This is a genomic window from Shimia haliotis, from assembly GCF_900114415.1.
GTDB lineage: Bacteria > Pseudomonadota > Alphaproteobacteria > Rhodobacterales > Rhodobacteraceae > Shimia > Shimia haliotis.
Window position 1 is genome coordinate 664,012 of sequence record NZ_FOSZ01000001.1, and the last position, 21,932, is coordinate 685,943.

22 protein-coding genes and 1 tRNA gene are annotated in these 21,932 nt (G+C 57.0%); 11 read left to right on the top strand and 12 right to left on the bottom strand.

What is annotated here, in order from left to right; all coding sequences use genetic code 11:
* Position 1 precedes the first annotated feature (1 nt).
* The 3 genes from BM069_RS03280 to neuC are packed head-to-tail and all read right to left on the bottom strand — an operon-like array spanning position 2 to position 3,697.
* Entirely contained in the window at positions 2-1,309 is a 1,308-nt protein-coding gene (locus BM069_RS03280; RefSeq protein ID WP_093320175.1) for a 3-deoxy-D-manno-octulosonic acid transferase, read from the bottom strand.
* Entirely contained in the window at positions 1,306-2,589 is a 1,284-nt protein-coding gene (locus tag BM069_RS03285) for a 3-deoxy-D-manno-octulosonic acid transferase (RefSeq protein WP_093320178.1), read from the bottom strand. The genes BM069_RS03280 and BM069_RS03285 overlap by 4 nt, the downstream gene beginning before the upstream one ends.
* On the bottom strand, positions 2,576-3,697 hold the full coding sequence (gene neuC, locus BM069_RS03290; RefSeq protein ID WP_093320181.1) for a UDP-N-acetylglucosamine 2-epimerase: 1,122 nt from the start codon (positions 3,695-3,697) through the stop codon (positions 2,576-2,578). The genes BM069_RS03285 and neuC overlap by 14 nt, the downstream gene beginning before the upstream one ends.
* Positions 3,698-3,852: 155 nt before the next feature.
* Here neuC and BM069_RS03295 point away from each other — a divergent pair, with 155 nt between their 5' ends.
* From BM069_RS03295 to BM069_RS03305, 4 genes are all read left to right on the top strand, one after another.
* Positions 3,853-4,647 carry a glycosyltransferase family protein gene (locus BM069_RS03295; RefSeq protein ID WP_139216124.1) on the top strand — a complete coding sequence of 265 codons (795 nt, stop codon included), beginning with the start codon at positions 3,853-3,855 and terminating at the stop codon, positions 4,645-4,647.
* A gap of 12 nt (positions 4,648-4,659) precedes the next feature.
* Positions 4,660-5,331 (top strand): class I SAM-dependent methyltransferase, encoded by a 672-nt coding sequence (locus BM069_RS19745; protein ID WP_170846663.1) that lies wholly within the window; start codon positions 4,660-4,662, stop codon positions 5,329-5,331.
* 118 nt (positions 5,332-5,449) lie between these two features.
* Positions 5,450-6,127 carry an FkbM family methyltransferase gene (locus BM069_RS03300; protein ID WP_212611505.1) on the top strand — a complete coding sequence of 226 codons (678 nt, stop codon included), beginning with the start codon at positions 5,450-5,452 and terminating at the stop codon, positions 6,125-6,127.
* Positions 6,124-6,498, top strand: a complete 375-nt coding sequence (locus tag BM069_RS03305) for a sulfotransferase family protein (RefSeq protein WP_093320190.1) — start codon at positions 6,124-6,126, stop codon at positions 6,496-6,498. Before BM069_RS03300 ends, BM069_RS03305 begins: the two co-directional genes overlap by 4 nt.
* 287 nt (positions 6,499-6,785) lie before the next feature.
* Here BM069_RS03305 and BM069_RS03310 read toward each other — a convergent pair whose 3' ends face one another.
* The 9 genes from BM069_RS03310 to BM069_RS03350 all read right to left on the bottom strand — a co-directional run bounded on the left by BM069_RS03310 (position 6,786) and on the right by BM069_RS03350 (position 16,377).
* Positions 6,786-7,457: a sulfotransferase family 2 domain-containing protein gene (locus BM069_RS03310; protein WP_093320193.1), complete on the bottom strand. Its 672-nt coding sequence runs from the start codon at positions 7,455-7,457 to the stop codon at positions 6,786-6,788.
* Positions 7,458-7,461: 4 nt separating this feature from the next.
* Positions 7,462-8,490, bottom strand: a complete 1,029-nt coding sequence (locus BM069_RS03315) for an N-acetylneuraminate synthase family protein (RefSeq protein ID WP_093320195.1) — start codon at positions 8,488-8,490, stop codon at positions 7,462-7,464.
* 238 nt (positions 8,491-8,728) lie between these two features.
* On the bottom strand, positions 8,729-11,143 hold the full coding sequence (locus BM069_RS03320) for a hybrid sensor histidine kinase/response regulator (protein WP_093320198.1): 2,415 nt from the start codon (positions 11,141-11,143) through the stop codon (positions 8,729-8,731).
* 3 nt (positions 11,144-11,146) lie between these two features.
* Positions 11,147-12,121 (bottom strand): cytochrome-c peroxidase, encoded by a 975-nt coding sequence (locus BM069_RS03325; protein ID WP_280137032.1) that lies wholly within the window; start codon positions 12,119-12,121, stop codon positions 11,147-11,149.
* Between the two features lie 171 nt (positions 12,122-12,292).
* A complete protein-coding gene (locus BM069_RS03330; RefSeq protein WP_093320204.1) occupies positions 12,293-13,189 on the bottom strand; it encodes a DMT family transporter in 897 nt (298 codons plus the stop codon).
* Between the two features lies 1 nt (position 13,190).
* Entirely contained in the window at positions 13,191-13,949 is a 759-nt protein-coding gene (locus tag BM069_RS03335; protein ID WP_093320207.1) for an ABC transporter ATP-binding protein, read from the bottom strand.
* Positions 13,946-14,998, bottom strand: coding sequence for a FecCD family ABC transporter permease (locus BM069_RS03340; protein ID WP_093321294.1), 1,053 nt, complete (start codon positions 14,996-14,998; stop codon positions 13,946-13,948). The genes BM069_RS03335 and BM069_RS03340 overlap by 4 nt, the downstream gene beginning before the upstream one ends.
* Before the next feature lie 7 nt (positions 14,999-15,005).
* On the bottom strand, positions 15,006-16,019 hold the full coding sequence (locus tag BM069_RS03345; protein WP_093320210.1) for an ABC transporter substrate-binding protein: 1,014 nt from the start codon (positions 16,017-16,019) through the stop codon (positions 15,006-15,008).
* 268 nt (positions 16,020-16,287) lie between these two features.
* A tRNA-Ser gene (locus tag BM069_RS03350) sits at positions 16,288-16,377 on the bottom strand.
* Positions 16,378-16,476: 99 nt separating this feature from the next.
* Here BM069_RS03350 and BM069_RS03355 point away from each other — a divergent pair.
* The 7 genes from BM069_RS03355 (at position 16,477) to proB (ending at position 21,895) form a co-directional block, all read left to right on the top strand.
* Positions 16,477-17,358 carry a DUF2059 domain-containing protein gene (locus BM069_RS03355; protein WP_093320213.1) on the top strand — a complete coding sequence of 294 codons (882 nt, stop codon included), beginning with the start codon at positions 16,477-16,479 and terminating at the stop codon, positions 17,356-17,358.
* 215 nt (positions 17,359-17,573) lie between these two features.
* Positions 17,574-18,176, top strand: coding sequence for a 50S ribosomal protein L21 (locus BM069_RS03360; protein WP_093320215.1), 603 nt, complete (start codon positions 17,574-17,576; stop codon positions 18,174-18,176).
* 23 nt (positions 18,177-18,199) lie between these two features.
* Entirely contained in the window at positions 18,200-18,469 is a 270-nt protein-coding gene (gene rpmA, locus BM069_RS03365) for a 50S ribosomal protein L27 (protein WP_093320218.1), read from the top strand.
* Positions 18,470-18,553: 84 nt separating this feature from the next.
* On the top strand, positions 18,554-19,147 hold the full coding sequence (locus BM069_RS03370) for a LysE family translocator (RefSeq protein ID WP_093320221.1): 594 nt from the start codon (positions 18,554-18,556) through the stop codon (positions 19,145-19,147).
* Between the two features lie 13 nt (positions 19,148-19,160).
* Complete coding sequence (locus tag BM069_RS03375; RefSeq protein WP_093320224.1) at positions 19,161-19,700, top strand: GNAT family N-acetyltransferase; 540 nt, start codon at positions 19,161-19,163, stop codon at positions 19,698-19,700.
* 54 nt (positions 19,701-19,754) lie between these two features.
* The gene (obgE, locus tag BM069_RS03380) at positions 19,755-20,801 is read left to right on the top strand and encodes a GTPase ObgE (protein WP_093320228.1); all 1,047 of its coding nucleotides are present in this window, start codon (positions 19,755-19,757) and stop codon (positions 20,799-20,801) included.
* Complete coding sequence (gene proB, locus BM069_RS03385; RefSeq protein ID WP_093320230.1) at positions 20,789-21,895, top strand: glutamate 5-kinase; 1,107 nt, start codon at positions 20,789-20,791, stop codon at positions 21,893-21,895. The genes obgE and proB overlap by 13 nt, the downstream gene beginning before the upstream one ends.
* The last annotated feature ends 37 nt before the right edge of the window (positions 21,896-21,932 follow it).

Genomic DNA, 21,932 nt, shown 5'->3' on the forward strand with positions numbered 1-21,932 from the left:
CCTAACGCGCGTTTTGCAGGGCCTCTGGCAGGGCATTCAGGAATTTTTGTGTGCCGCCCGCGTGGGCCGCAAAGAAGCTGTCAATCTGCTCAACCGAAGGCGAAAAACCACCGGACAGGGCTTGGGCGAGATCGGTGGCGTCGTTGGCTGTGCGGGCGACGCCTGCGGCCTTGGCCTCCTCAAACGGGTATTCGATGGTCCATGTCTGGGGGCCGGTGATGACCGGTTTTTTCATCGCCAAGGGTTCGATGATGTTGTGAGCGCCTTGCGGTCTGAAACCACCACCGACGACCGCGCGGTCAGCCATAGAAAGATAAAAATACATCTCGCCAAGACTGTCACCCAGCAAAATGTCGGGCGTATTAGGTGAGGGGCCCCAATCGTCTAGCGTCAGGTCTTCGGGTAAACCCTCGGACCTGCGCAAGACGGAAAACCCCTCATTTTCAAGCATATCACCGATGCTGGAAAAGAGTTCCGGGCGGCGCGGGACATAGACAAACAGGGGTTTGGGCGTCTGTCGGGCCATCTGGCGCATGGTGTCCACATAAAGCGCGTCTTCGCCTTCGACCGTAGAGGCCAGCGTCACGACAGTTCTGTCAGAGGCACCGAGCCAGTCGCGCGCTTTTTGTCCGGCGGGGGGCAGATGGGCGGGAACAGGTTGGTCAAAACGTAGCTCGCCGGTGACATGGATGTTCTTCACGCCCACCGAGGCGAAGCGGTCACGTTGCAGATCGGATTTCACAAAAGCGCCTGCGTAGTGGGTCATCACCTCTGAACGTAGGCCAAAGGCTTTGGCGTCCTTGGCCATGGATTTGGTGGGGTACTGCGCGTTGCACATAAACAGCGGCACGCGGGCTCGCTTGGCGGCCATCACCATGCGGGGCCAGATCTCGATCTCCATGACAAGACCGTATTCGGGTTGATATGCCTTAAAGAAACGGCGGTAAGCCCATGATGTTTCAATAGGAATCCAAACCGCTTGCAGGGTGCCATTGGCGATTTCTTCAGCAAAAACCGTTTCGGTTTCGCGCCGTCCGGCGGGTGTAAATTGAGTCACAACGACCCGTTCGCCCCGATCCAGAAGGGCGCGGATCATCGGCACCGCGGAGCGCAACTCACCCAAAGACACCGCGTGCACCCAGACAGCACCAGGCATGGGAGTCGGGTAGCGGCCAAAACGTTCGCCCAGATGCTGCGAATAGAGCGGGTCCTTCTTGGCGCGTTTGCGCAGATAGAGCAGGATCGCGGGCAGGCCGAGATGCCAAAGTGCGGCCCAGAAAGCGAGGAACAGGCGGAGTTTCAGGCTCATTCGGAGGCCTTTGGCATTAGGGCACACAGGTCGGCGGCAAGCGGCGTGAGCGCATCACGGGCGGCGTCGGACAGGGCGCGGGCATTGTGAATTTTGGTCGCATGATCTGTCTGTGACAGATCGGTCGAAAGGGTTGCGGCGGAGGTTTGGGTGGCGGCGTCTGCATCGTGCAGCTGACGGTAGTCCGCTTCAAAATTGGCCGTGTCCGGCCCGTGCAGAATAGCGCAGTCCAGCGCCGCGGCTTCCCATGGGTTGTGCCCGCCAATCGCATCAAAACCGCCGCCGATCAGAGCGCGATCACAGAGGCGGTAAAACAGGCCCAACTCGCCATAGGTGTCCGCAATATAAACCTGCGTGGCGTCAGACAAAGCGATGCCTTCGCTGCGCAACTGAGGTGTCAGACCGAGTGCGGAAACTTGCTGGGCGATTTGGCGCGCGCGGGCGATGTCTCGCGGAGCGAGGATCAGGAGTGGCGCCGATGGTTGGGCACAGAGTGCCTGTTGTGCTTGAAGCGCAACGGTTTCGTCGCCTTGGTGCGTTGAGGCCGCGAGCCACGGTGTGCGATGTGCAAAAAGCGCTTTGGCCGCGGTGAGGGCTTCGGTGTCATACCCGAGTGCAGGCGCTGCAGATTTGAGAGAGCCGGTGACGCGGACATTTTGAGCGCCAAGATTGCGCAGGTTTGCGGCGGTGCGTTCTTCCTGAGCTGCAATCAACGACATTCGAGCAAACATAGCCGCGTAAAGCGCGCGTCCCAAGCGACGTTTTTGCAGGCTGGCGTCGGTGATCCGGGCGTTGACCAAAGCAACCGGGATGGCGCGGGCATCGGCCTGTAAAATGGCGTTGGGCCAAAGGTCTTGTTCGGACCAGATTGACAGGTCCGGACGCCAGTGATCCAGAAACTTGCGCAGGTATTGCGGAGCATCCAGCGGCAGAAACTGGTGAATGGTGCGCGGCGGCAGGTTGGATCCCATGACCTGTGCCGATGACCTTGCGGTGCTGGTGACAAGGAAATTGAGCGTAGGATTTTGTGCGGACATGCTGGTGATCAGGCCGCGCAGGGCGAGGACTTCACCCAAACCCACCGCGTGTAGCCAAACCAACGGGCCATCGGGACGTTTGGCAGTCGGCTCGCCGAGTTTTTCACGCCAGCGCTCTGCGTCTTCCTTACCGTGTTTCAGGCGGCGACGCAAAAGTGGGGGGGCGATCAGCGGGATCGCACGGGACGCCACCGCGTAGGCGGACAGCGCAAGGCCGCCGGTCAGAGGTTTATTCGATGTCATGGAAGGCTTTTTGCAGACCCTGTTCCCAAAAGGCTGCGTCTTGGAGCACTTCGACAAACCGGTCTGCCGCGCGACCTTCGCCAAAGCCTTTGTGAGGCGGGTGCTTGTGACCCCATTGCGTTTTCAGAAAGGTCGAGATGGCGGTTCGGTCGTCGGCGGCACAGGAAAACACCGATCCGGCCTGCGCGCGGTTGGTCTGGCGCGTGCCGACATCGAGGCTGGCGAGGCCAAAAAACGGGGCTTCGCGCACGCCGGCCGATGAGTTGCCGATCATGCAGGCGGCGTTTTTCATCAGCTCTGAAAAATGGTTAAACCGCATGGACGGGAACTGTCGGAACCGGTCGGCGGGCAGGGCGCTAAGTACCGCAAAAATGTCCTCTGATCCGGGATCATTGTTGGGTGCGATGACCACAAAATTTTTGCCGGAGGCCTCAAGTTCGCCAAACAGCGCTTGTGCCTGCGCGCCCATGCTGTCCTGTTCCGATGTCACGGGATGGAACGTGACCAGCCCGAAATCGTCAAACGGGATTTCATAGTGGTCTTTGACGTCTTTGAGCGTGACGCCGGAGGGGCCAGCGTGAAAATCCAGCTCCGGCGAGCCGATGACATGAATGGCGCCCTCAGGCTCTCCCATCGCCATAACACGGCGTTTGGCGTCATCGGAGCTGACAAAGTGGTGCGCGGCGAGCTTGGTGTTGCAGTGACGGAAGATTTCATCAATTGTTCCGGACACTTCGCCGCCTTCGATGTGGGCGCAAGGAATGTAGTTTGTCGCCGCTACCAGCGCGCCTGCGAGGGCTTCGATGCGGTCACCGTGTACCACCACCAAATCAGGGCGGGTTTCGGTGACGTAGTCGGAAAAGCCGACCACAGTTTTTGCCAGAATGATGTCTTGCGGATCGCCGGGACGCTGGTTGAGATACTCGTGAACCGTAGCGCCTGGCTGGCGGTGGACCTCGATTTTTGTCAGCCCGTATTGGTCGAGCATATGCATGCCGGTGACAAAATACGTCACGCCAAATCCGGCCGCATCAAGCGCTGTTCCAAGCGGTTCCAGCTTGCCAAAATCCGCGCGCGTGCCGGTGAGAAAGAGGATGTTTTTTGGCATTGGTTTTACGGTCGCTAATTACGTTTTGCGCCATGCAAGGCCACTCGGTCGGGCATCAAAGTAAGGCGACAGGAGCATGCTTCTGGACAAGTTGATAGCATAACAATAAGAAAGTGAAAGCTGGAAGTGACAAGCTTTTTGGGAAGATTCAAACGGTGACACAAAAAGACCGAACTGTTCTTTGCATGAAATGGGGAACGGTTTTTCCATCCGACTATGTCAACGTTCTTTTCAACGCTTGTCGCAAAGCCATTTCTGGACAGTTCCGGTTTGTCTGTTTGACAGATGATAGTTCCGGATTGGTTGATGGTGTGGAGGCACTGCCGATACCTGACATCGGATTGACACAGGAAGAGTGGAAGCGTCCGGGAGTTTGGCCAAAGTTGGCGCTCTACGTTCCGCAACTGCATGATATTCAAGGGCGTTGCTTGTTCATTGATCTGGACATGATGGTATCACGCGGTTTGGATGAGATGTTTGAGCATCCTGGTGAATATGTCGGGATCGGCGTTGGGCCGGCATGGAGGCCCAACCCAAAACCGACGGATGAAAAGCACTTGGGAACCGGAGTATTTGCCTTTGATGCCGGAAAACAGGTGCAAATTCTGGAGACCTTTCGCGATGACAAGGACATGGCTTTCCGACAATTTGCAAATGAGCAGGACTTTGTCCGTGCCAATGCGCAAGGGTTGTCGTATTGGCCGGACGATTGGGTTTTGAGTTTCAAAAGACATCTCAGACGGCCCATCGGTCTGGATTTGTTTTTGGAACCCAAGCAGGCACCGGAAAGCGCGAGAATAATTGCGTTCCATGGCGCACCTCGCCCCATTGACCTTGTTTCTGAGCGCGCCGGATTTTGGGATAAGTTTCCTCATCTCGGGCACGGTCAAGTGAGCTGGGTCAAAGATTATTGGATAGATAACGGCGGTCGAATGCCGCCATTTCAGTGAAAGACGGGTACAATGGGACGTATTAAGGAAGCCATCCGGAAGTGGAAGCTTGGACGAAAAATGCCAAGTGACGTCTTTTCTGACTACTACCGCCGCAACAAATGGGGTGATGCGGACAGCCGGTCGGGCAAAGGGTCTAACCTCCTGGCAACACAAGAATTGCGTAAAATCCTTCCTGAGCTGGTCAGCGAACTGAATGTAGACAGCTTTCTTGACCTGCCATGCGGCGACTATTTCTGGATGCAGCACGTAGATCTTGGCGCAAGCAGGTACACCGGTGGAGATATTGTCTCCGAGTTGATTTCAGACAATCGCGCATCCCATGGACGAGATGGTGTAACCTTTGAGGTGATAGATTTGATTCAAGGGCCAATCCCGCGTCATGACCTCGTTTTCACGCGCGATTGTTTGGTGCACCTGAGCACGGAGCATGTGAAGGCAGCCCTACGAAATATCAAAGCCAGCGGGTCTGAGTGGCTTTTGACAACGACGTACCCAGGAACTGGTAAAAATGCCGAGATTTCGACAGGACAGTGGCGATCACTGGATCTGGAGAAGTCTCCGTTCTCATTGGGGACACCAAACAAGATTATTGCGGAAGGCATGGTGGAGGAAAAAGGGCAGGGCCCGAATAAGATGCTTGGGTTGTGGAAAGTGGCAGATTTGCCGGATTTTGATGGTTAAATCGATGGGGCCAATTGACAAATTTAGAGGGTGGAACAGGCGTCGAATTGCTGCGCGCCGTATGGCAAAGCCTCCTGTAGCAACTCCGTTTGGGTTCGTTATGAACGGAAATGCCAAAATGCTGGCCGGCACCTTTGAGCCGGAAGAAACATCTTTGGTCCGGAGTTTGCTGGCACAGATGGATCGGTTTGTGAACGTTGGAGCGAACACAGGGTATTATTGTTTGTTTGCATCCCAAGCCGGGGTCCCGACAATCGCTTTTGAGCCGGTTCAAAGCAATGTGACAATCTTGGTTCAGAACCTGAAAGCCAACGGATTTGACAATGTGACTTTGCTGCCAGTGGCGGTTGGTGAGCGCGCGGGATTTGCTGACATTTACGGAGTTGGTACAGGATCCTCATTTGTGGAAGGCTGGGCAGGAAATCCCGAGAGCACCCGTCAAACAGTACCAGTTGTGACTTTGAGCGAAATCGTGTCGCCACCCGAACATGATGAGAAAATGTTTATTCTCGTGGATGTCGAAGGGTTTGAATATTTTGCTCTTAAAGGAGCGGACACGCTTATAAATGCAGCAAACAAACCGGTTTGGCTTATCGAAATTGTTGGCGAAGGTGTGACGCCGGTATTCAATCCGGATGCACAAGCTGTTTTCGACTTGATGCTGAATTCGGGGTATTCGGCCTACACCGCGACAGGCAACCGGAAGCAGGTTTCCTCTCCACAAATGGACGAGACAAACTATCTGTTTATTTCATCCGAGATGTCGGTTGACGACGTGATTGATGGTTCAAAATGACTGTAGTTGGCAAAGATTTTGTTTTTGTGCATGTCCCCAAGTCCGCGGGAAAATCGGTTGCTGCTTTTTTGGGAGGAACCACCAAGGGCATACCCGGACACGCTCCACTTTGGTATTTGCGGCAGAGTCTCGGCGTCCATCACTTTGCATTCGGAACAGTCAGAAACCCCTGGGCCCGTATGGTGTCGGCATATATGTTTATCACGCAAAAGCCTTTGCGCCGAAACGATCCCATTGACGAAATAAACAGAGCCAAATCTTTGTCATTCAAAGACTGGCTGCTTCACGATGAGTTTTTTCCAAAGACGATGAGCTTTGGCGCCAAGACGGGCAACCCGGCTTTCAACGGCGATCGCAGTCGTTTTGGCTGAAAGGGTGCGACGAGATTTGTCGTGTGGAAAATTTAGAGGTCGATCTGCAGAGAGTCCTACCAAATATCAGTGTGCAAAACGCGGCCCTTTTGGCCTGCTTGGACCCGCAAAACTTAAGCACAAGAACCAAAGTATTCATACGCCATTTCAAAGCTATTATGACGCCGAGTCCGTGGACTTTGTGGCCGCGCATAGCGCATGGGAAATTGAGACCTTCGGCTATCGCTTTGAATAGACTCGAACTTAAAGGTGCTGACAGCTACGATTTCTCACTGTCAGATCATCACCTACGAAATTTGGCTTCGGTACCCCAACAATTCAAAATCCATTGCGTAAAGCTTGCGCGCTAAATCCTTGGATTCATTGTCATAATAGCTTTGCCAGGGGCGCTTATCGGCTCGTGATATCGTCTCATTTTCACGCCGCAAAGTGACGTTACCCATTCCAAGATCGTGCGCCATTTTGTCAAAATCATCTGCCAAGGATTCAAAACGGAGCAAACGGTGCACCAACAGCGCGCCGTTCTCATCGGTCAGGAAATAACTCTGGTTTGGTAGGCGGGCGAAAAATGTGTCGTTCCAGAATGGAGATTTCATTCGGTAGCGCAGATAATCCGCAAAGGACATTTTGGCGACCTTTTCCGCGATTTTGGGAATACGAAACTGCTTCATGAACTCGTAGTGACTTACGGCGTGGTCATACGGATTGCGCACTACAGCGAAGCGATGAAACTGATCAAAAACATGTCCGCCAAGTTTACGACGGACGCCCGCGGCGGTTTCGTGTTTACGCAGATAAACGGTGTCCGGCGACTCTTGAATCGGAAGGCGTCGAACAAAGGAGCGCCAGAGTGTTCGTGGTGGATATATGCCGAATGGTTCCAGCGCGGACGTCATGGCCGTGCCCGCGGTTTTGGGAACGTGGACAAAAATGAATTTGTGAGACTGCGAAAGAATCATGAAATCAATCCAGATCCGCCCATGCGAGCTGTGTGTTGTGGGTGACGGGCTTGTTCAAGGTTTTGCCAACCACCTTGTCAAAGTCATAGCCCGGGATTTCGCCGGAACCGGGGCGGCGGGCCCAGATGTCTTGCTCGGATATCACATGACCTGCGGGCAGGTCGCGGTCGGCCACAACGGAGGCGCGGGCGAAGGCGTAGACGGATTCTTCGGCTTGGGTGCGTTGTTTCGGATTGTTGGCGGCGATCCAGATTTCGCGAGAGCGTTCAATCAAAAACCGCAGTTCGGACGGGTCCATGGAATTGATGATGTCCGGCCCCTGACGATAACGCGTGTCGGTGTAGTGGCGTTCCAGAATGGTGGCGCCAAGAGCGACGGAGGCCAGTGCCATTTCCGGCCCGATGGAGTGGTCAGAGAAGCCGACGATGGCGTTTGGGAAAGCCTCTTTTAGGTCGGTTACACCGCGCAGGGAGACAATTTCAGGCGGTGATGGGTAGAGGTTGGTGCATTCCAGAAGGGCATAGTCGATGCCTGCTTCCTCCAAGATCGCCACGGAGCGGCGCATGGTTTCGATGGTCTGCATGCCGGTTGACATGATCACCGGTTTTCCAAACGAGGCGATGTGGCGGATCAGAGGCAGGTTGTCGGCCTCACCTGAGCCGATCTTGAAGGCTGGCACGTCTGCTTCGGCGAGGAAATCTGCCGCTTTGCGGGAAAACGGCGTTGAGATGAAGATCATACCCAGCTCTTGGGTGTAGCGCATGAGTTCGAGTTCATCCTCGGCCGAAAGCGCGCATTGCTGCATCACTTCCCAGATCGAGACATCGGCGTTGGGCGGGAAGATTTCCTTGGCTTCGTCGGTCATTTCGTCTTCGACAAAGTGGGTCTGGTGCTTGACCATTTCACAGCCCGACACCGCGGCAAGACGGACCATTTCCTTGGCGACCGACAGGTCGCCGCCGTGGTTGATCCCGATTTCGGCAATAACCAGCGGGGGATGGTCGGGTCCGATCTCGCGGTTGGCGATCTTCATGGCTGGTCCTTTCCGGGCGCGTTTGCTGTTTCAGAAACTGCTACCCTTTGGGACGCGGGGTGTAAAGTTGAGCAGTGGTGCCGGCCGCAAGAATTCGCCCTGCGCACGGGGCGAGGCAATCGGGTTCTGCGCATTTTAGGCGGTCCGGTGCGGGGGCGCGCATTGCGGCCGGACGGGATCTCTGGGTCGGGAGTCTCGCAACCAATGCCAGATGACAAATGGCTTCATTGCGTTGGTATCAACCGTTTTTGGCACAATTGTCGGGTGCCGTGTTTGAGTGAAAAACGCATTGGGACAGGTGGGACAACAATTGGTGTTTGCGCACGGGCTTTGACAAAAAGCCAGTCATGCCCGCCGCTTTGCAGGCGTGTTGATCGTCTTCCAGAGCGTTGGCTGTGAGGGCAATGATGGGCACCAGCGTCAGATCGTTTTCGGCCTCGAACTCTCTGATCCTGCGGGTCGCGGTAAGGCCGTCCATCACCGGCATGGACATATCCATGAAAATGACATCGGCGCCTGTCGAGCGGTATTTGTCGATCGCTTCGGCGCCGGTTTTTGCAAACAGCGGATCGACGCCAGCGGATTGCAACATGCGTTTGACCACAAGCCGGTTGGTTCGGTTGTCTTCGGCGACGAGCACGCGCAAATCGGCAAACTGCTGCTCTTGCGGGACCGGAACAGGACGCGCAGGAGAGGGCGCAGTTGCCAGCGAGAGTGCGTTGGCGAGAGCCGCTTCCATGACCTCGGCGCGTGCAGGTTTCATCAGGACCGAAGAAATTCCGGACGCCTTTAGCCCGTCGATTTCGGCGGAACGGTCGCTTGAGGAATAAAGGATGATCGGAAAGTCCCGCACATTGTCCATTTCTTTTAGGCTCTTGGCGAGGTCTTCTCCGGTTTGGCTCGGCATATGGTAATCAACAATGGCAACGTCGATATGGTTGGCCAAATCGGGATCTTTGCCAAGGGCGTCCAGGGCCTGAGGCGCATCTGCAAAAAGATGTACGGCCATGCCCCAGCGATGCAAGCGACGTTGCAGGATGGCGCGGTTCAATGCCAGATCATCCACGACCAGGACGGTTTTTCCTGACAGGTCGGATAGTGCCTCTGCGACTGGGGCGTTTTCGGGCGAGGTGTCGGTGACGGGCAGCGGAAGGTCCACCTTAAAGGCTGCACCTTCTCCGAGGGTGGATGTCACGGAAATCTGCCCGCCAAACAGGGTGACAAGCTGTTGCGTGATGGCAAGGCCCAGACCCGTTCCGTCAAAACGGCGGGTGGCCTGCATGTCGACCTGCTGAAATGCCAGGAACACTGCGTCAAGCTTGTCTTCGGGGATGCCGACGCCGGTGTCGCGCACGCAGATAGACAATGGCCTTGGGGCTTTGGCGTTGTAGTCAACGGAGATGGTGACATGGCCTGCGGGCGTGAACTTAACGGCGTTTCCAACGAGGTTCATCACCACCTGACGGATCCGGCCGGGATCGCCGCGGAAATGACGGGGCAGTCCGGTGGCATAGTCAACGCACACCTCGACTTCGGCGCCGCCGATCGCTGGACCGAGCAGCAACGCCACGTCATAGACAATTTCTTCCAGCGAGAAAGGCACGTCTTGCAACACAGTCTCTCCGGATTCATTTTTGGAGAAGTCCAGAATGGAGTTGATGACCGACAGCAGCGCCTCGGAGGACGACAGAATTGTTCGGGCACATTCCTGCTGCTCGGTGTTGAGTTCGGTGGCTTCAAGAATTTCCGCCATGCCCAGTATGCCGTTGATAGGGGTGCGGATTTCATGGCTCATGTTGGCCAGAAACCGTGACTTGGTGCGTGCCGCCTCTTCTGCGCGGGCTTTTTCGCGGGCCAAATCTTTGGACATGCGTTCTTTTTCATGAACGCTTGAGCGAAGGACGTTGAGGGCGGCGCGCATGTCGGATATTTCGTTCCGGCGTTGGCCGGCGGAACGGTCATCAAGGTCGGCAAGATCAAAAAGGCTGCGTGACACGTCTCGCATGGCATTGGAAATTCGGTTGGACATCCGCGTTGCCAAAACAACGGCAAAGGCGGTGGCTATGGCGGCAAACGCGCCGATCAATAGCACGGCGTCGCGAATGGCGGCAGGCGCAGACAAAACCGTTTCGGCCGCTTCTGCACGGCTTTCGGCAACGATGGTTTCGGTCAGTTGCTGAACGCGTTGCGCGCTTTGCTCCAAGCTCCAGCTTGTGGGAATGGCATCCCCCTTGGCCAGCCCGAGAAGGACCTCGGCTTGCGCGCGCCAGAAACGTTCGGCGTCGATCAGGGCTGCCACTTTGGGGGCGAGGGGGCCATCGTCAACCAGAATGCGCATGGCGCCAATCGAGGCCTGTTCGGCGCCCAAACGGGTGTAAAACCCGGTGCTGACCGTTCCCTGATCAGTGATATGGGTCATGGCCAGAATGTCAGAGGTGTAGCGCTGCGTTTCCTCGATGGCACTTGCCGTTTTCAGAGCGAGGCCGGTGATTTCGGTGGTGGTTGCAAGCGCGTCCGCGGCACGGTTGGACGAAATGACCGCGCCGGCACCCAAAGTCAGCAAGCCAATCAAGCCAACACAACAGGCCACCGACAAAGGGACCAGCATCGCGGTGCGCACCGACATTTGAAATCGTAGTGGATTAAAAATCATGGCTCAATTCGACGGCAACACTGGCGCGCGCACCGGTGCTCCTTCCTCCGTAAGGGTCTCAAGAAAGGCGACAATTTCGGCGACTTGCACGGCGGTGATGGAAAAGGGTGCGCTGTCCAGCCGACCGGACAACCCAAGAGAGGTTCCGGCGTCGGAGTAGTGCCAGATCAGATCCTCAAGCGATTGAAAACCACCCAGATGCGTATAAGGCGCGCGCAAAGAGATATTGCGTAAAGTGGGAACCTTGAGTTTTGGCCGACCGGTTTCGCCATCACCGGACAAGACCGGAGCGTATAAGACCAGTTCGGAGCCGACATCGTAAAATCCACCGTCCGTAAAAGCCCATCCCGCATGGCAGGCCGCGCAACCTGCCTGTCCAACAAACAGGTTGAATCCGCGTTTTGCCTTCTCCGAAATTGCGGTCTCATCGCCCTCTACCCACCGGTCAAACGGCGCGTTTGCGGCGACCAGGGTCCGCTCATAAGTGGCCAGAGACCGCAGCACGGTTTCCTTGTTTATGCCTTCTTCCGGAAACAGGCGCTCAAAGGTGGTTCGGTACAGTGGAACAGCGCTCAACCGCGTGAATATCAGATCAAAACTTGCGGCCATTTCGGAAGCTGCAGTGAGAGGACCAACCGCCTGTTGTTCCAGAGACTGCGCGCGCCCGTCCCAGAAGAATGACGTGGACCACGCCTGATTGAGGACGGTCGGTGTATGTCGGGACAACGGACGGCTTTTGGCGCCGATGGCGCGCGCAACCGGTGCCTCCCACCCAAAGGACGGGTTGTGGCAGCTGGCACAGGACATGTTCTGATGTTTCGACAGGCGGGGGTCAAAAAACAGCATTTTTCCGAGCGTGGCAATTTCGCGGCTGTAGGGTGCGGACTCTGGAAAAGGAATTGTGGTGGGACGGCGAAAATCCTGCCGATCAGGCGATAACGACGTTTGCGCGTGGGCAGCAAATGCGCCCAAGAGCACCCAAAATCCCGCAACAGCCACGCGGGCACACATGGTTGGTAACATGATCAATACAACTCAAAACAATCAGCGCGGAAAAACACACAATGCGCATCGTCAAAGTGTGATCTGACGCCCTTAAAGAGCGGTTAACACCTCCAACCTTTGTGTCAGAGCAGTTAATGATCTCTTTCAGCGGCCTGTTGATGGGGCGTGAAAGCTCAGGATTGCTGCAAGCATAACCAGTGCCATGGCAGCCAGCGACCACGCTCCTGGAACGATGTTCAGAAACAGAAGGTCCAGCAAGGCGGCAAACCCAAGCGCCAGATATTCCAGACCGGCCTGTCGGGACAGGGGGCAAATTTGGATGCTGAGGGTCATGAGAATATGCGCCGTTCCCCCCGCGATGCCGGAGCCGATCAAGAACAAGAGGTCGATTGGGTTCGGATATTTCCAGCCAAAGACCGCCGTCGCGGCGCCGGCCAACGTGCAAGAAACGGCAAAATACAAAGCGATCGTGCCCGCGTGCTCCGTGCGCGTCAGACGGCGGATCTGGATTTTGGCAATAGCAGTCAAGACCGCTGTGGCAATGCCTAGCGCCACGCCCAACATAGTGCCGCCGCGCGACTGCGGGGCGCTGAGTTCCGGCCAGACAAGCAGCAGGACTCCGCAAAACCCGATCGCGATGCAGATCCAGCTTGCGGGCGGAATATGTTCTCCCAAACACACGCGGGCCAGCAATATCGTGGCGAAAGGCGCGAGAAAACCGATCAAGGTGTAATCCGCCAGCGACAGGTATCGGAGGGAGGCAAATGCGGTGAACATCGCGGCGCACCCTGCGAGGCATCTTTTGAAGTGGCCAAGAGGTCGTTTGGTAAAAAGCTGTGCGGGCAGGGCGCCTTGAAGCCACATAAAGAGGATCAAGGGGAGCAGGGCAAAGGCGCTTCGGAAAAAAACGATCTGGCCGGTCGGGTAGTGATCCGCGGCAAGTTTGACACACAGGGCCATCACCGCGAAGGCAGCAATGGAGGCCACGCGGAGCCATAATCCAAGCACGGGGCGGTCGAACGGTGCGGCGCTAGCGGTCATGTCAGGCGGCAAAACGCAAAAAGCGGGAGCCGTCCGTTGGATCGGTCACGAAATGGCCGTGAATGTCAAACACCGCGCGCAGGGTTTCCTTGGTCAGCAGGTCATCCGGTGTGCCGATGTCCCAGAGGCGTCCGTCTTTCATAATGGCGATGCGGTCACACATCATCGCGTGGTTCAGGTCATGGAGCGCAATCACAGTGGTTTTGCCCAACCGATGCAACAAATCCAGAATACCGATCTGGTGACGGATATCGAGGTGGTTGGTCGGCTCATCCAACAAAAGCGTTTCGGGCTGCTGGGCGAGCGCGCGGGCAATGTGTACCCTTTGTTTTTCTCCGCCGGACAGTGTGTTCCACGGCTGATTTGCCTTGTGGATCATATCCACGGCAGCAAGCGCGTCCTGAACGATGCGATCATCCGACGCGCTCCAGGGGGAGAGTGGGGAGAGCCATGGTGTGCGCCCGACATGCACGGCGGTGCGGGCCGTAATGGCGTCATCGGTGTCGGCCTGCTGCTCGACAAATGCCATCTGGCGCGCGATGTCGCGGCGTTTCATGAGGGCCATAGGCTCGGCGTTGAGAAACACGGCACCGCTGGACGGGCTGCGCAGGCCCGCCAGCATGCGCAGAAGCGTGGATTTGCCAGATCCGTTGGAGCCGACAAGACCAAGAAATTCCCCGTGTCGAACATCGAGGGAGACATTCTCGACGATGATTTTGCCGCGCGTCTTCCAGCTTAGGTTTTCACCTCTCAGGCTCATGTGCGCTGTCCCCGGATCAGGATTAGCGCAAACGTTGGCGCACCGATCAGGGCGGTGATGACGCCGATCGGAAGAACCTGACCCGGGATCAGGATGCGGGAGGCGATATCGGCGAATACCAGAAACACTGCGCCAAACACTGCGGCGGCCGGTATGAGCCGCCCGTGGCTGTGCCCCACAAGGAAACGCGCCATGTGCGGGATTACCAGACCAACAAAACCGATGGAGCCGACAATTGAGACCATGGCCGCAGTCAGCAGCGCGGTGGTGAGGATCAGCACGGCCTGAACGCGTCTCACTGGCACGCCCACTGAGGCGGCGGCGTCTGTGCCAAAGGTAAAGGCATCAAGGTATCGCGCATGCCAGACAATGATGATGAACCCCAAGATCACAACAGGCGCAGCCACCTGAACATCGGGCCATCGCACACCGGAAAGATTTCCCATGAGCCAGAACATGATACCTTTGGCTTGTTCGGCGTTTGCAGATTTCGCGATGATGAAGGCGGTAAGCGCGTTAAAAAGCTGTGAGCCGGCAATGCCAGCCAGAACGATCTGCACTGAGCCGTGTTTGGCGGTGGAGCCACCGGCAAAATGGGCCAGTGTCACCACAAGCCCAAAAGCGGTAAGGGCGCCGGCGAAGGCGCCCGCGGACAGGGAAATCGCGCCGCCGCCAAGGCCTGCGACTGTGGCCAGAACTGCCCCTGTGGAGGCCCCCGCGGAGATGCCCAAAAGATAGGGTTCGGCGAGCGCATTCCTGAGAAGCGCTTGCAGCACCACGCCGGATATGGCGAGGCCGGCGCCGCAGCAGGCGGCAACGATGGCGCGGGTCAGGCGGTAGTTCCACAAAAGACCAGACTCGATCGGGTCCACGCTGAGGGCGGTTCCCAGAAAGTTGTTGGACAGGGTTTTTAAAACCACATCAAATCCGATGCTGGTTTCCCCAATGACCACGCCACACAAAACGGCGGCGCACACAATCAGCGCACCGCCGCAGACCGGCCCCGAAAGGGACCGGACGCGTTTTCCCAGATCATTCAGATCCGGCATGTCGACGTCAGCCTTGCTGGCCATTCTCGTAGGCCTCAAGCGCATCGGTCAGGGTTTCAAGGCCGCTTATCAAGCGCATGGTGGCGTTCATCTGTGAAACATCCAGCACAATGATGCGGTCTTCTTTCACTGCGGTCATCTGGGAGGCAACAGGATCGGTTTTCAGAAACTCCAGTTTCTTGGCCACGTCGTCGCCGTCAAAACGCCGGCGCTCCATTTTGGCGATGACGATGAAAGACGGATCCGATTTGATGATCGTTTCCCATCCGACCAATGGCCATTCCTCGTCGCTTTGTACGACATTTCGCATGCCGAGTTGCGACAGCATATAGGCCGGCGCGCCTTTCTGACCGGCGACGTAGGGATCGGATTCCAGATCAACAGACGAATACCAGACCACCGCTGATGCATCATCAATGTTAAGGGCCTTGGCGCGTTCAATGGCACTGACCTCGCGATCCTGAAGCCTGGCCACGAGCGCATCGCCCTCTGCCGAGATGTTGAAAATGTCGGCGATCTCGGAGATGCCCTGATAAATGGAGGATGTGGAAAAGGCGACCGAGCGGGTGCCGTCGACGCCCTCGGAATTGTCCTTTCCGACACAATCGGTGGGCAGGACATATGTGTCGATCCCAAGGTCATGGAACTGATCGCGGGTGGCGATCATGCCGTCGGGGCCGATGTGCCATTCGTATTCGATAGTGACGAGGTCGGGACGCTTGCCAACGATGGATTCAAACGAAGGGTCATTGTCTGCAAGGCGGTCCACCTTGGCATTCACTGCGGCGTATTCTGCGGCCACATCGTCAAACCAGACGCCGGTGCCAAGCAGATTTGTTTCGTCCAATCCAAGTGCGTAAAGAATTTCCGTGGTGGCCTGACCAACCGACACCGCGGTTTCGGGTTTGGTTTCAAAAGTAACGGACTGGCCGCAGTTTTGCAGGATGTACGGGTAAGTTGTTTCAGCCTGAGCCGCGAAGGCGCCAAGGGACAACAGGGACGCAATAGCGATCTTGTTCATCGGGTGTTTCTCTCAATTGTTTCAGGTGGGCCTACCGGGCGGAAGGGCGGAGTGGACCCGTGCGCTCTGACGTGGCGGCTGGCTTCGTGAGAGCGGATGTCACCAGTCATATTCCGAATTTTCAGAAGATCAAATAGTATCTGACAATTTTAATTGGGTATGCAGAAATCCGCCGCTGGAAACAAAAAACCAGAAGACGGGAAACCGAACGGCGTCCAGGAGAACGCCGCGAACAATCGAGTGTGAATGCATCAGGTATCAGGGATAGTGGCGGAGAGACAGGGATTCGAACCCTGGGTCCCCGTGAAGGGACAACGGTTTTCGAGACCGCCCCGTTCGACCACTCCGGCACCTCTCCGCGGTAGGGTCTTGGTGAGGGAGGCGTTTAATCAGTTTCGTGATCGCCTGCAAGCGGCTTTTGCATTGTTTCGGCGGACAAATGCACTAGCTTGAGGTCATGACCTTAAATGCCTGTGCCCAAGTTGCCCCGAACCGATCCCGTACTCCCTTTGCAGGTTGGCTTAGCGGCCTGTTGCTCGCTGCGTTTGTCTTGCTGCTGGCGGGCGTTAACGGCGCGCGCGCTGCGGATCGGGACAAGGTGACGGCGTTTTTGCAAGTCACGGGATTTGATGTTGCGATTGATTCCATTGCGCTGTCGGCCAGTTCCGCCCCCCTGATGCTGGGACTTGAGGAAGACGCCTTTGGCCTTGAATGGACGTTGCTATCGAAAAAGGTTTTCGACACCGATCTGATGCAAACGCGGGCCACCGATATTCTGGAGGCCACGCTGAGCGATGAGGTTCTTGCACATGGGGCCGCGTTTTACGCCTCGGATCTGGGGCAGCGGCTGGTTGAGGTGGAAAATGCCTCTCACATGGCGGATGACGATGAAAAGGTCGCCGAAGGGGAGCGCCTGTTGGCCGAATGGGGGGAGGAAGGTGAAGCGCGTGCTGAGTTGTTTAAGCGTATGAACCTTGCAATCGATCCCAAAGACATCGGCATGCAGGCGGTGACGGAAATTCAGGTGCGCTTTATTCTGGCCGCGACCTATGCCGGTGTGGTGCAACTGCGCACGGACGAAGACGGGTTGCGCGCGACGCTGATGGAGAATGCAGAGCAGTTTGCCGAAGAGCGCGAGCTGAATTCCCTGCACAATGCGGCCTATACGTATCAGTCGTTCTCTCTAGAGGAGTTGCAGGCGTATACAGAAGCGCTGGAAGATCCGATGATGATGGAGCTATACGAGCTGATGAATGCGGTGCATTTTGAGGTCATGTCCAACCGGTTTGAGGCGCTGGCGCTGTCGATGGGACAAATCCAGCCGCAACAAGAGTTGTGACGCGCGCAAAGCGTTTAAACAAACGTGCTTTAGCGCTTGACTTGCCCCAAAAACCAACCGATAAGCGCGCATCCGGCGTGAAGTGTCTACTTTGCGCCGTGTTTTGTTGACATACAGCCCCGAGAGGGGCGCGCTGTTCGAGGCGGCTTGCCACCAACACCGGATGCCTGAGGGCAAAAGGGGCCACAGAACGCGATAAATCGAAGGAATAGGACATGTTCGCAGTCCTCAAGACCGGCGGCAAACAGTATAAAGTACAGGCAGGCGACGTCCTGCGTGTCGAAAAACTGGCTGCAGACGCTGGCGAAAAAATCCAATTCAACGACGTGCTGATGGTTGGCGGTGACAAAACCGTTGTTGGCGCACCTTTCGTTGAAGGCGCTGCCGTGCAGGCCGACGTGATCGACCAGATCAAAGGCGAAAAGCTGATCAAATTCGTGAAGCGTCGTCGTAAGCACAGCTCCAAGCGTACCGTGGGCCACCGTCAGAAACTGACACTGGTTCGCATCACCGACATTCTGGCCTCTGGTGCCGACAAATCCGGCGTCAAAGCCGCGATCGGTTCCGGTTCCGTTGCAGCAGCACCTGCCGCAGCCGCCAAGCCGGCCAAGAAAGCCGCCAAAGCTGAGGCACCTGCCGCAGCTGCAGCAGCAGACGACCTGACCGCCATCACTGGCGTTGGTCCGGCCGCCGCCAAGAAACTGGCAGACGCAGGTATCACCTCGTATGCACAGCTCGCAGCGGTTGACGTTGACAGCTTTGATGCTGTGAAGGTTAAGCCTGAGTGGGTTGCACAAGCAGCCGATCTGGCGAAGTAAGCGAAGTATAGGAGACTAACGATATGGCACATAAAAAAGCTGGTGGTAGTTCCCGTAACGGTCGCGACTCCGCAGGTCGCCGTTTGGGCGTGAAAAAATACGGTGGCGAAAGCGTCATCTCTGGCAACATCATCATGCGTCAGCGTGGCACCAAGATGTGGCCGGGCGAAGGCGTTGGCATGGGCAAAGACCACACCATCTTTGCAACCACCGACGGCAACGTAAAATTCCACAAAGGCCTCAAGGGCCGCACCTTTATTTCGGTCCTGCCAGTGGCGGAGGCCGCAGAGTAAGCCGAACCCGTAAAGGTTATGACACAATCAGGGGGCCGGCTGCATAAGCCGGCCCTTTTTGCTTTTTTATCCAAAAGGTGCGCTATGGGCGTTGCTGTTGCACAGTTTGCCATATTTGCCGCGAGCCAGGTGGGAACACCGGGGCCTGCGAACATGGCGTTGTTGGCGACAGGCGCGCGGTTTGGATTTGTTGCGGCCTTGCCGTTTGTGGCGGGCGTGGCTTTGGGCAAGCAGTTGATCATCTGGCCGATCGGATTTGGCCTGATGGGGTTGGCGGACACCGTGCCGTGGCTGTTTGTGGCGCTCAAGTGGATCAGCGCGGCCTATATCTGTTGGCTGGCGTGGAAGGTGGCGAACCTTCGCTTGTCGCCAGAAAGTGGCGTGACCGAACAGCCGCCGGGATTTATTGCGGGATTGTGGGTGCATCCTCTCAACCCCAAGGCGTGGGCGATGATTGTCACGGGATTTACCAGTTTCGTGAGCCCTGACACAGAACCGTTGCAAGCCACGGCGACAATAGCCATCTGCCTGTTGACCACACAGGCCATATTTCACCCGATCTGGACTTATGGGGGAGACCGGATCGCACAACTCGTCGCGGGAAAACCTGCGGAACGCTACCTGATGAGAACCCTTGCGGCGCTGACCGTTGCCTCGGTTCTTGTTGTCCTAATCTGAGGAGGAGACAGGTATGAAATTGGAAGCCATCGTCAACCAGCCGGTTGTGAACACAGAACGCTTTGTGCTGCGCCCGCTGCGTCGGTCCGATCAGGGCTTGATTGATATGTACGCCGGACTGGAAGAGGTCGCGCGTATGACTACATCGATCCCGCATCCCTTGCCACCCGGCGCGACGGATGCCTTCATCCTGCGTGCGCAGGCAGAGGACCGCGTGGAAGATGTCTGGGCAATTGACGGTTCGCAAGAAGGGCAACCCGAGGTGATGGGGCTAGTCAGCCTGACGCGGGTGGATCAGGGGCAGGCCGAAATCGGATATTGGATCGGTCCGGGCTTCTGGAACACCGGGTTGGCGTCCGAAGCGGTACGGGCCTTGATTGCGGCGAACCCTCTGGAAAGCACAACCGTGTTTGCCAGCGTTTTTCAGGACAACCCTGCCTCGGCGCGGGTGCTGACGAACTGCGGGTTCCAATATCTTGGGGATGCGGAGAGTTTTTCTGTGTCGCGCGATGCCAATGTGCCCACTTGGACCTATTCTTTGAAACTGGATTGAGCCTGAGCGCGTGTCGCGCTATCAGGCTCAAAGCCTCATAAGGACGTAAAGACCATGAAATTCCTCGACCTAGCCAAAGTTTACATCCGCTCCGGCGGCGGTGGGTCGGGCTGTGTCTCGTTCCGGCGTGAGAAATACATCGAATACGGTGGCCCTGATGGCGGCGATGGCGGTAGCGGCGGCTCGGTCTATGCTGAGGCGGTTGAGGGGCTGAACACGCTGATTGATTTTCGCTATCAGCAACACTTTTTCGCCAAGAGCGGCATCCCCGGAATGGGGCAGCAGCGCACAGGCAAAACCGGCGATGACATTATTTTGCGCGTGCCTGTTGGCACCGAAATTCTAGACGAGGATCAGGAGACCGTGGTTGCGGACCTGACCGAAGTTGGTCAGCGGGTTCTATTGGCCAAGGGCGGTAACGGTGGCTGGGGCAACCTGCACTTTAAATCGGCCACCAACCAGGCGCCGCGTCGCGCGAACCCGGGGCAACCGGGCATCGAACGCACGATCTGGCTGCGGCTGAAACTGATTGCGGATGTCGGCCTTTTGGGTCTGCCCAATGCCGGCAAATCGACGTTTTTGGCAGCGACTTCCAACGCGCGGCCCAAGATTGCCGATTACCCGTTCACAACCTTGCACCCCAACCTTGGTGTTGTCGGCGTGGACAACGTGGAATTTGTGGTCGCCGACATTCCCGGCCTGATCGAAGGCGCGTCCGAGGGGCGGGGGCTTGGCGATTTGTTCCTTGGCCATGTGGAGCGTTGCGCGGTGCTTTTGCATCTGGTGGATGGCAGTTCCGGCACCTTGCTTGAGGACTATATGACCATCGTGCAAGAGATTGGAAACTATGCGGAAATTCTGGCGCAGAAACCCCGTATTACGGTTTTGAACAAAATTGACGCGCTCGATGAGGAAGAACGCATCTTCCTCAAGGAAGAACTGGAAGCCGTTGTCGGTGGACCTGTTATGTTGATGTCGGGCATCAGCCATGAAGGCACAACCGAGGTGCTGCGGGCGTTGCGATCCGAGATTGACGATGACCGTTTGCGTCAGAAGATTGCCGATGATGTCGACGAGGAAGAGGCACCGTGGCAACCCTGAGCGACGCAAAACGGGTTGTGATCAAGATCGGGTCTGCTTTGTTGGTGGACCGGACCCAGAATGCGTTGCGCGGCGACTGGCTGCGCGGATTGGCCGAAGATGTGGCGATGCTGAAGGCACGCGGATCGGATGTGATCCTTGTGTCCTCAGGTTCGATCGCTTTGGGGCGCGGGGCGCTTGGGTTGCCCGCTACGGAGCTCTCTCTAGATCAATCGCAAGCTGCGGCAGCGGTTGGGCAAATCCGGCTGGCGCGGGCCTACGAGGAAGCGTTGGCGCCGCATGGGATCACCACGGCGCAGGTTCTGGTCACGCTGGAAGACAGCGCCAACAGGCGGCGATATCTCAATTCGCGGGCCACGTTGGAGCAGTTGATTTCGCTCGGCGTGGTGCCGATTGTGAACGAAAACGACACCGTCGCCACGGATGAAATCCGCTATGGCGACAACGACCGTCTGGCGGCGCAGATTGCTCTGACCACGGGGGCGGATCGGCTTGTGTTGCTGTCCGATGTGGACGGGTTTTATTCTGCCAATCCGATGGAAGATCCCACCGCGACACGTTTTGACGTCGTGGAAGAAATCACCGCCGAGATCGAGGACATGGCCGGCGAGGGCGTGTCGGGCCTTTCCAAAGGCGGCATGATCACCAAGTTGATGGCAGCCAAAACTGCTACTGCGGGCGGCTGTGCGATGGCGATCACCGAAGGCTCCGTGATGCGCCCTATTTCGGCTCTGGAAAATGGGGCCAATGCCACGTGGTTTAGCGCACAAGGCACGCCGCATCTGGCGCGCAAACGATGGATTGGCTCGATGAAGCCGCAGGGCACGCTGGTGGTTGATGCCGGTGCCGCGCGCGCGTTGGGGCAGGGCAAAAGCCTGCTGCCTGCGGGCGTGACAGATGTAACCGGCGATTTTGAGCGCGGAGATCCGGTGGTGATCGCCGATCCGCAGGGTCACAAGATCGGGCAGGGGCTTGCGGGCTACAAATCCAGCGACGCGCGTAAGATCAAGGGCCATCACAGCCGCGATATTGAGCCGCTTTTGGGCTATCCGGGCCGCGCTGCGCTTGTTCACCGCGACGACATGGCGCTCTAGTCTTCTTACTTGTAAAACTACTCCCGTCGGAGGCTCC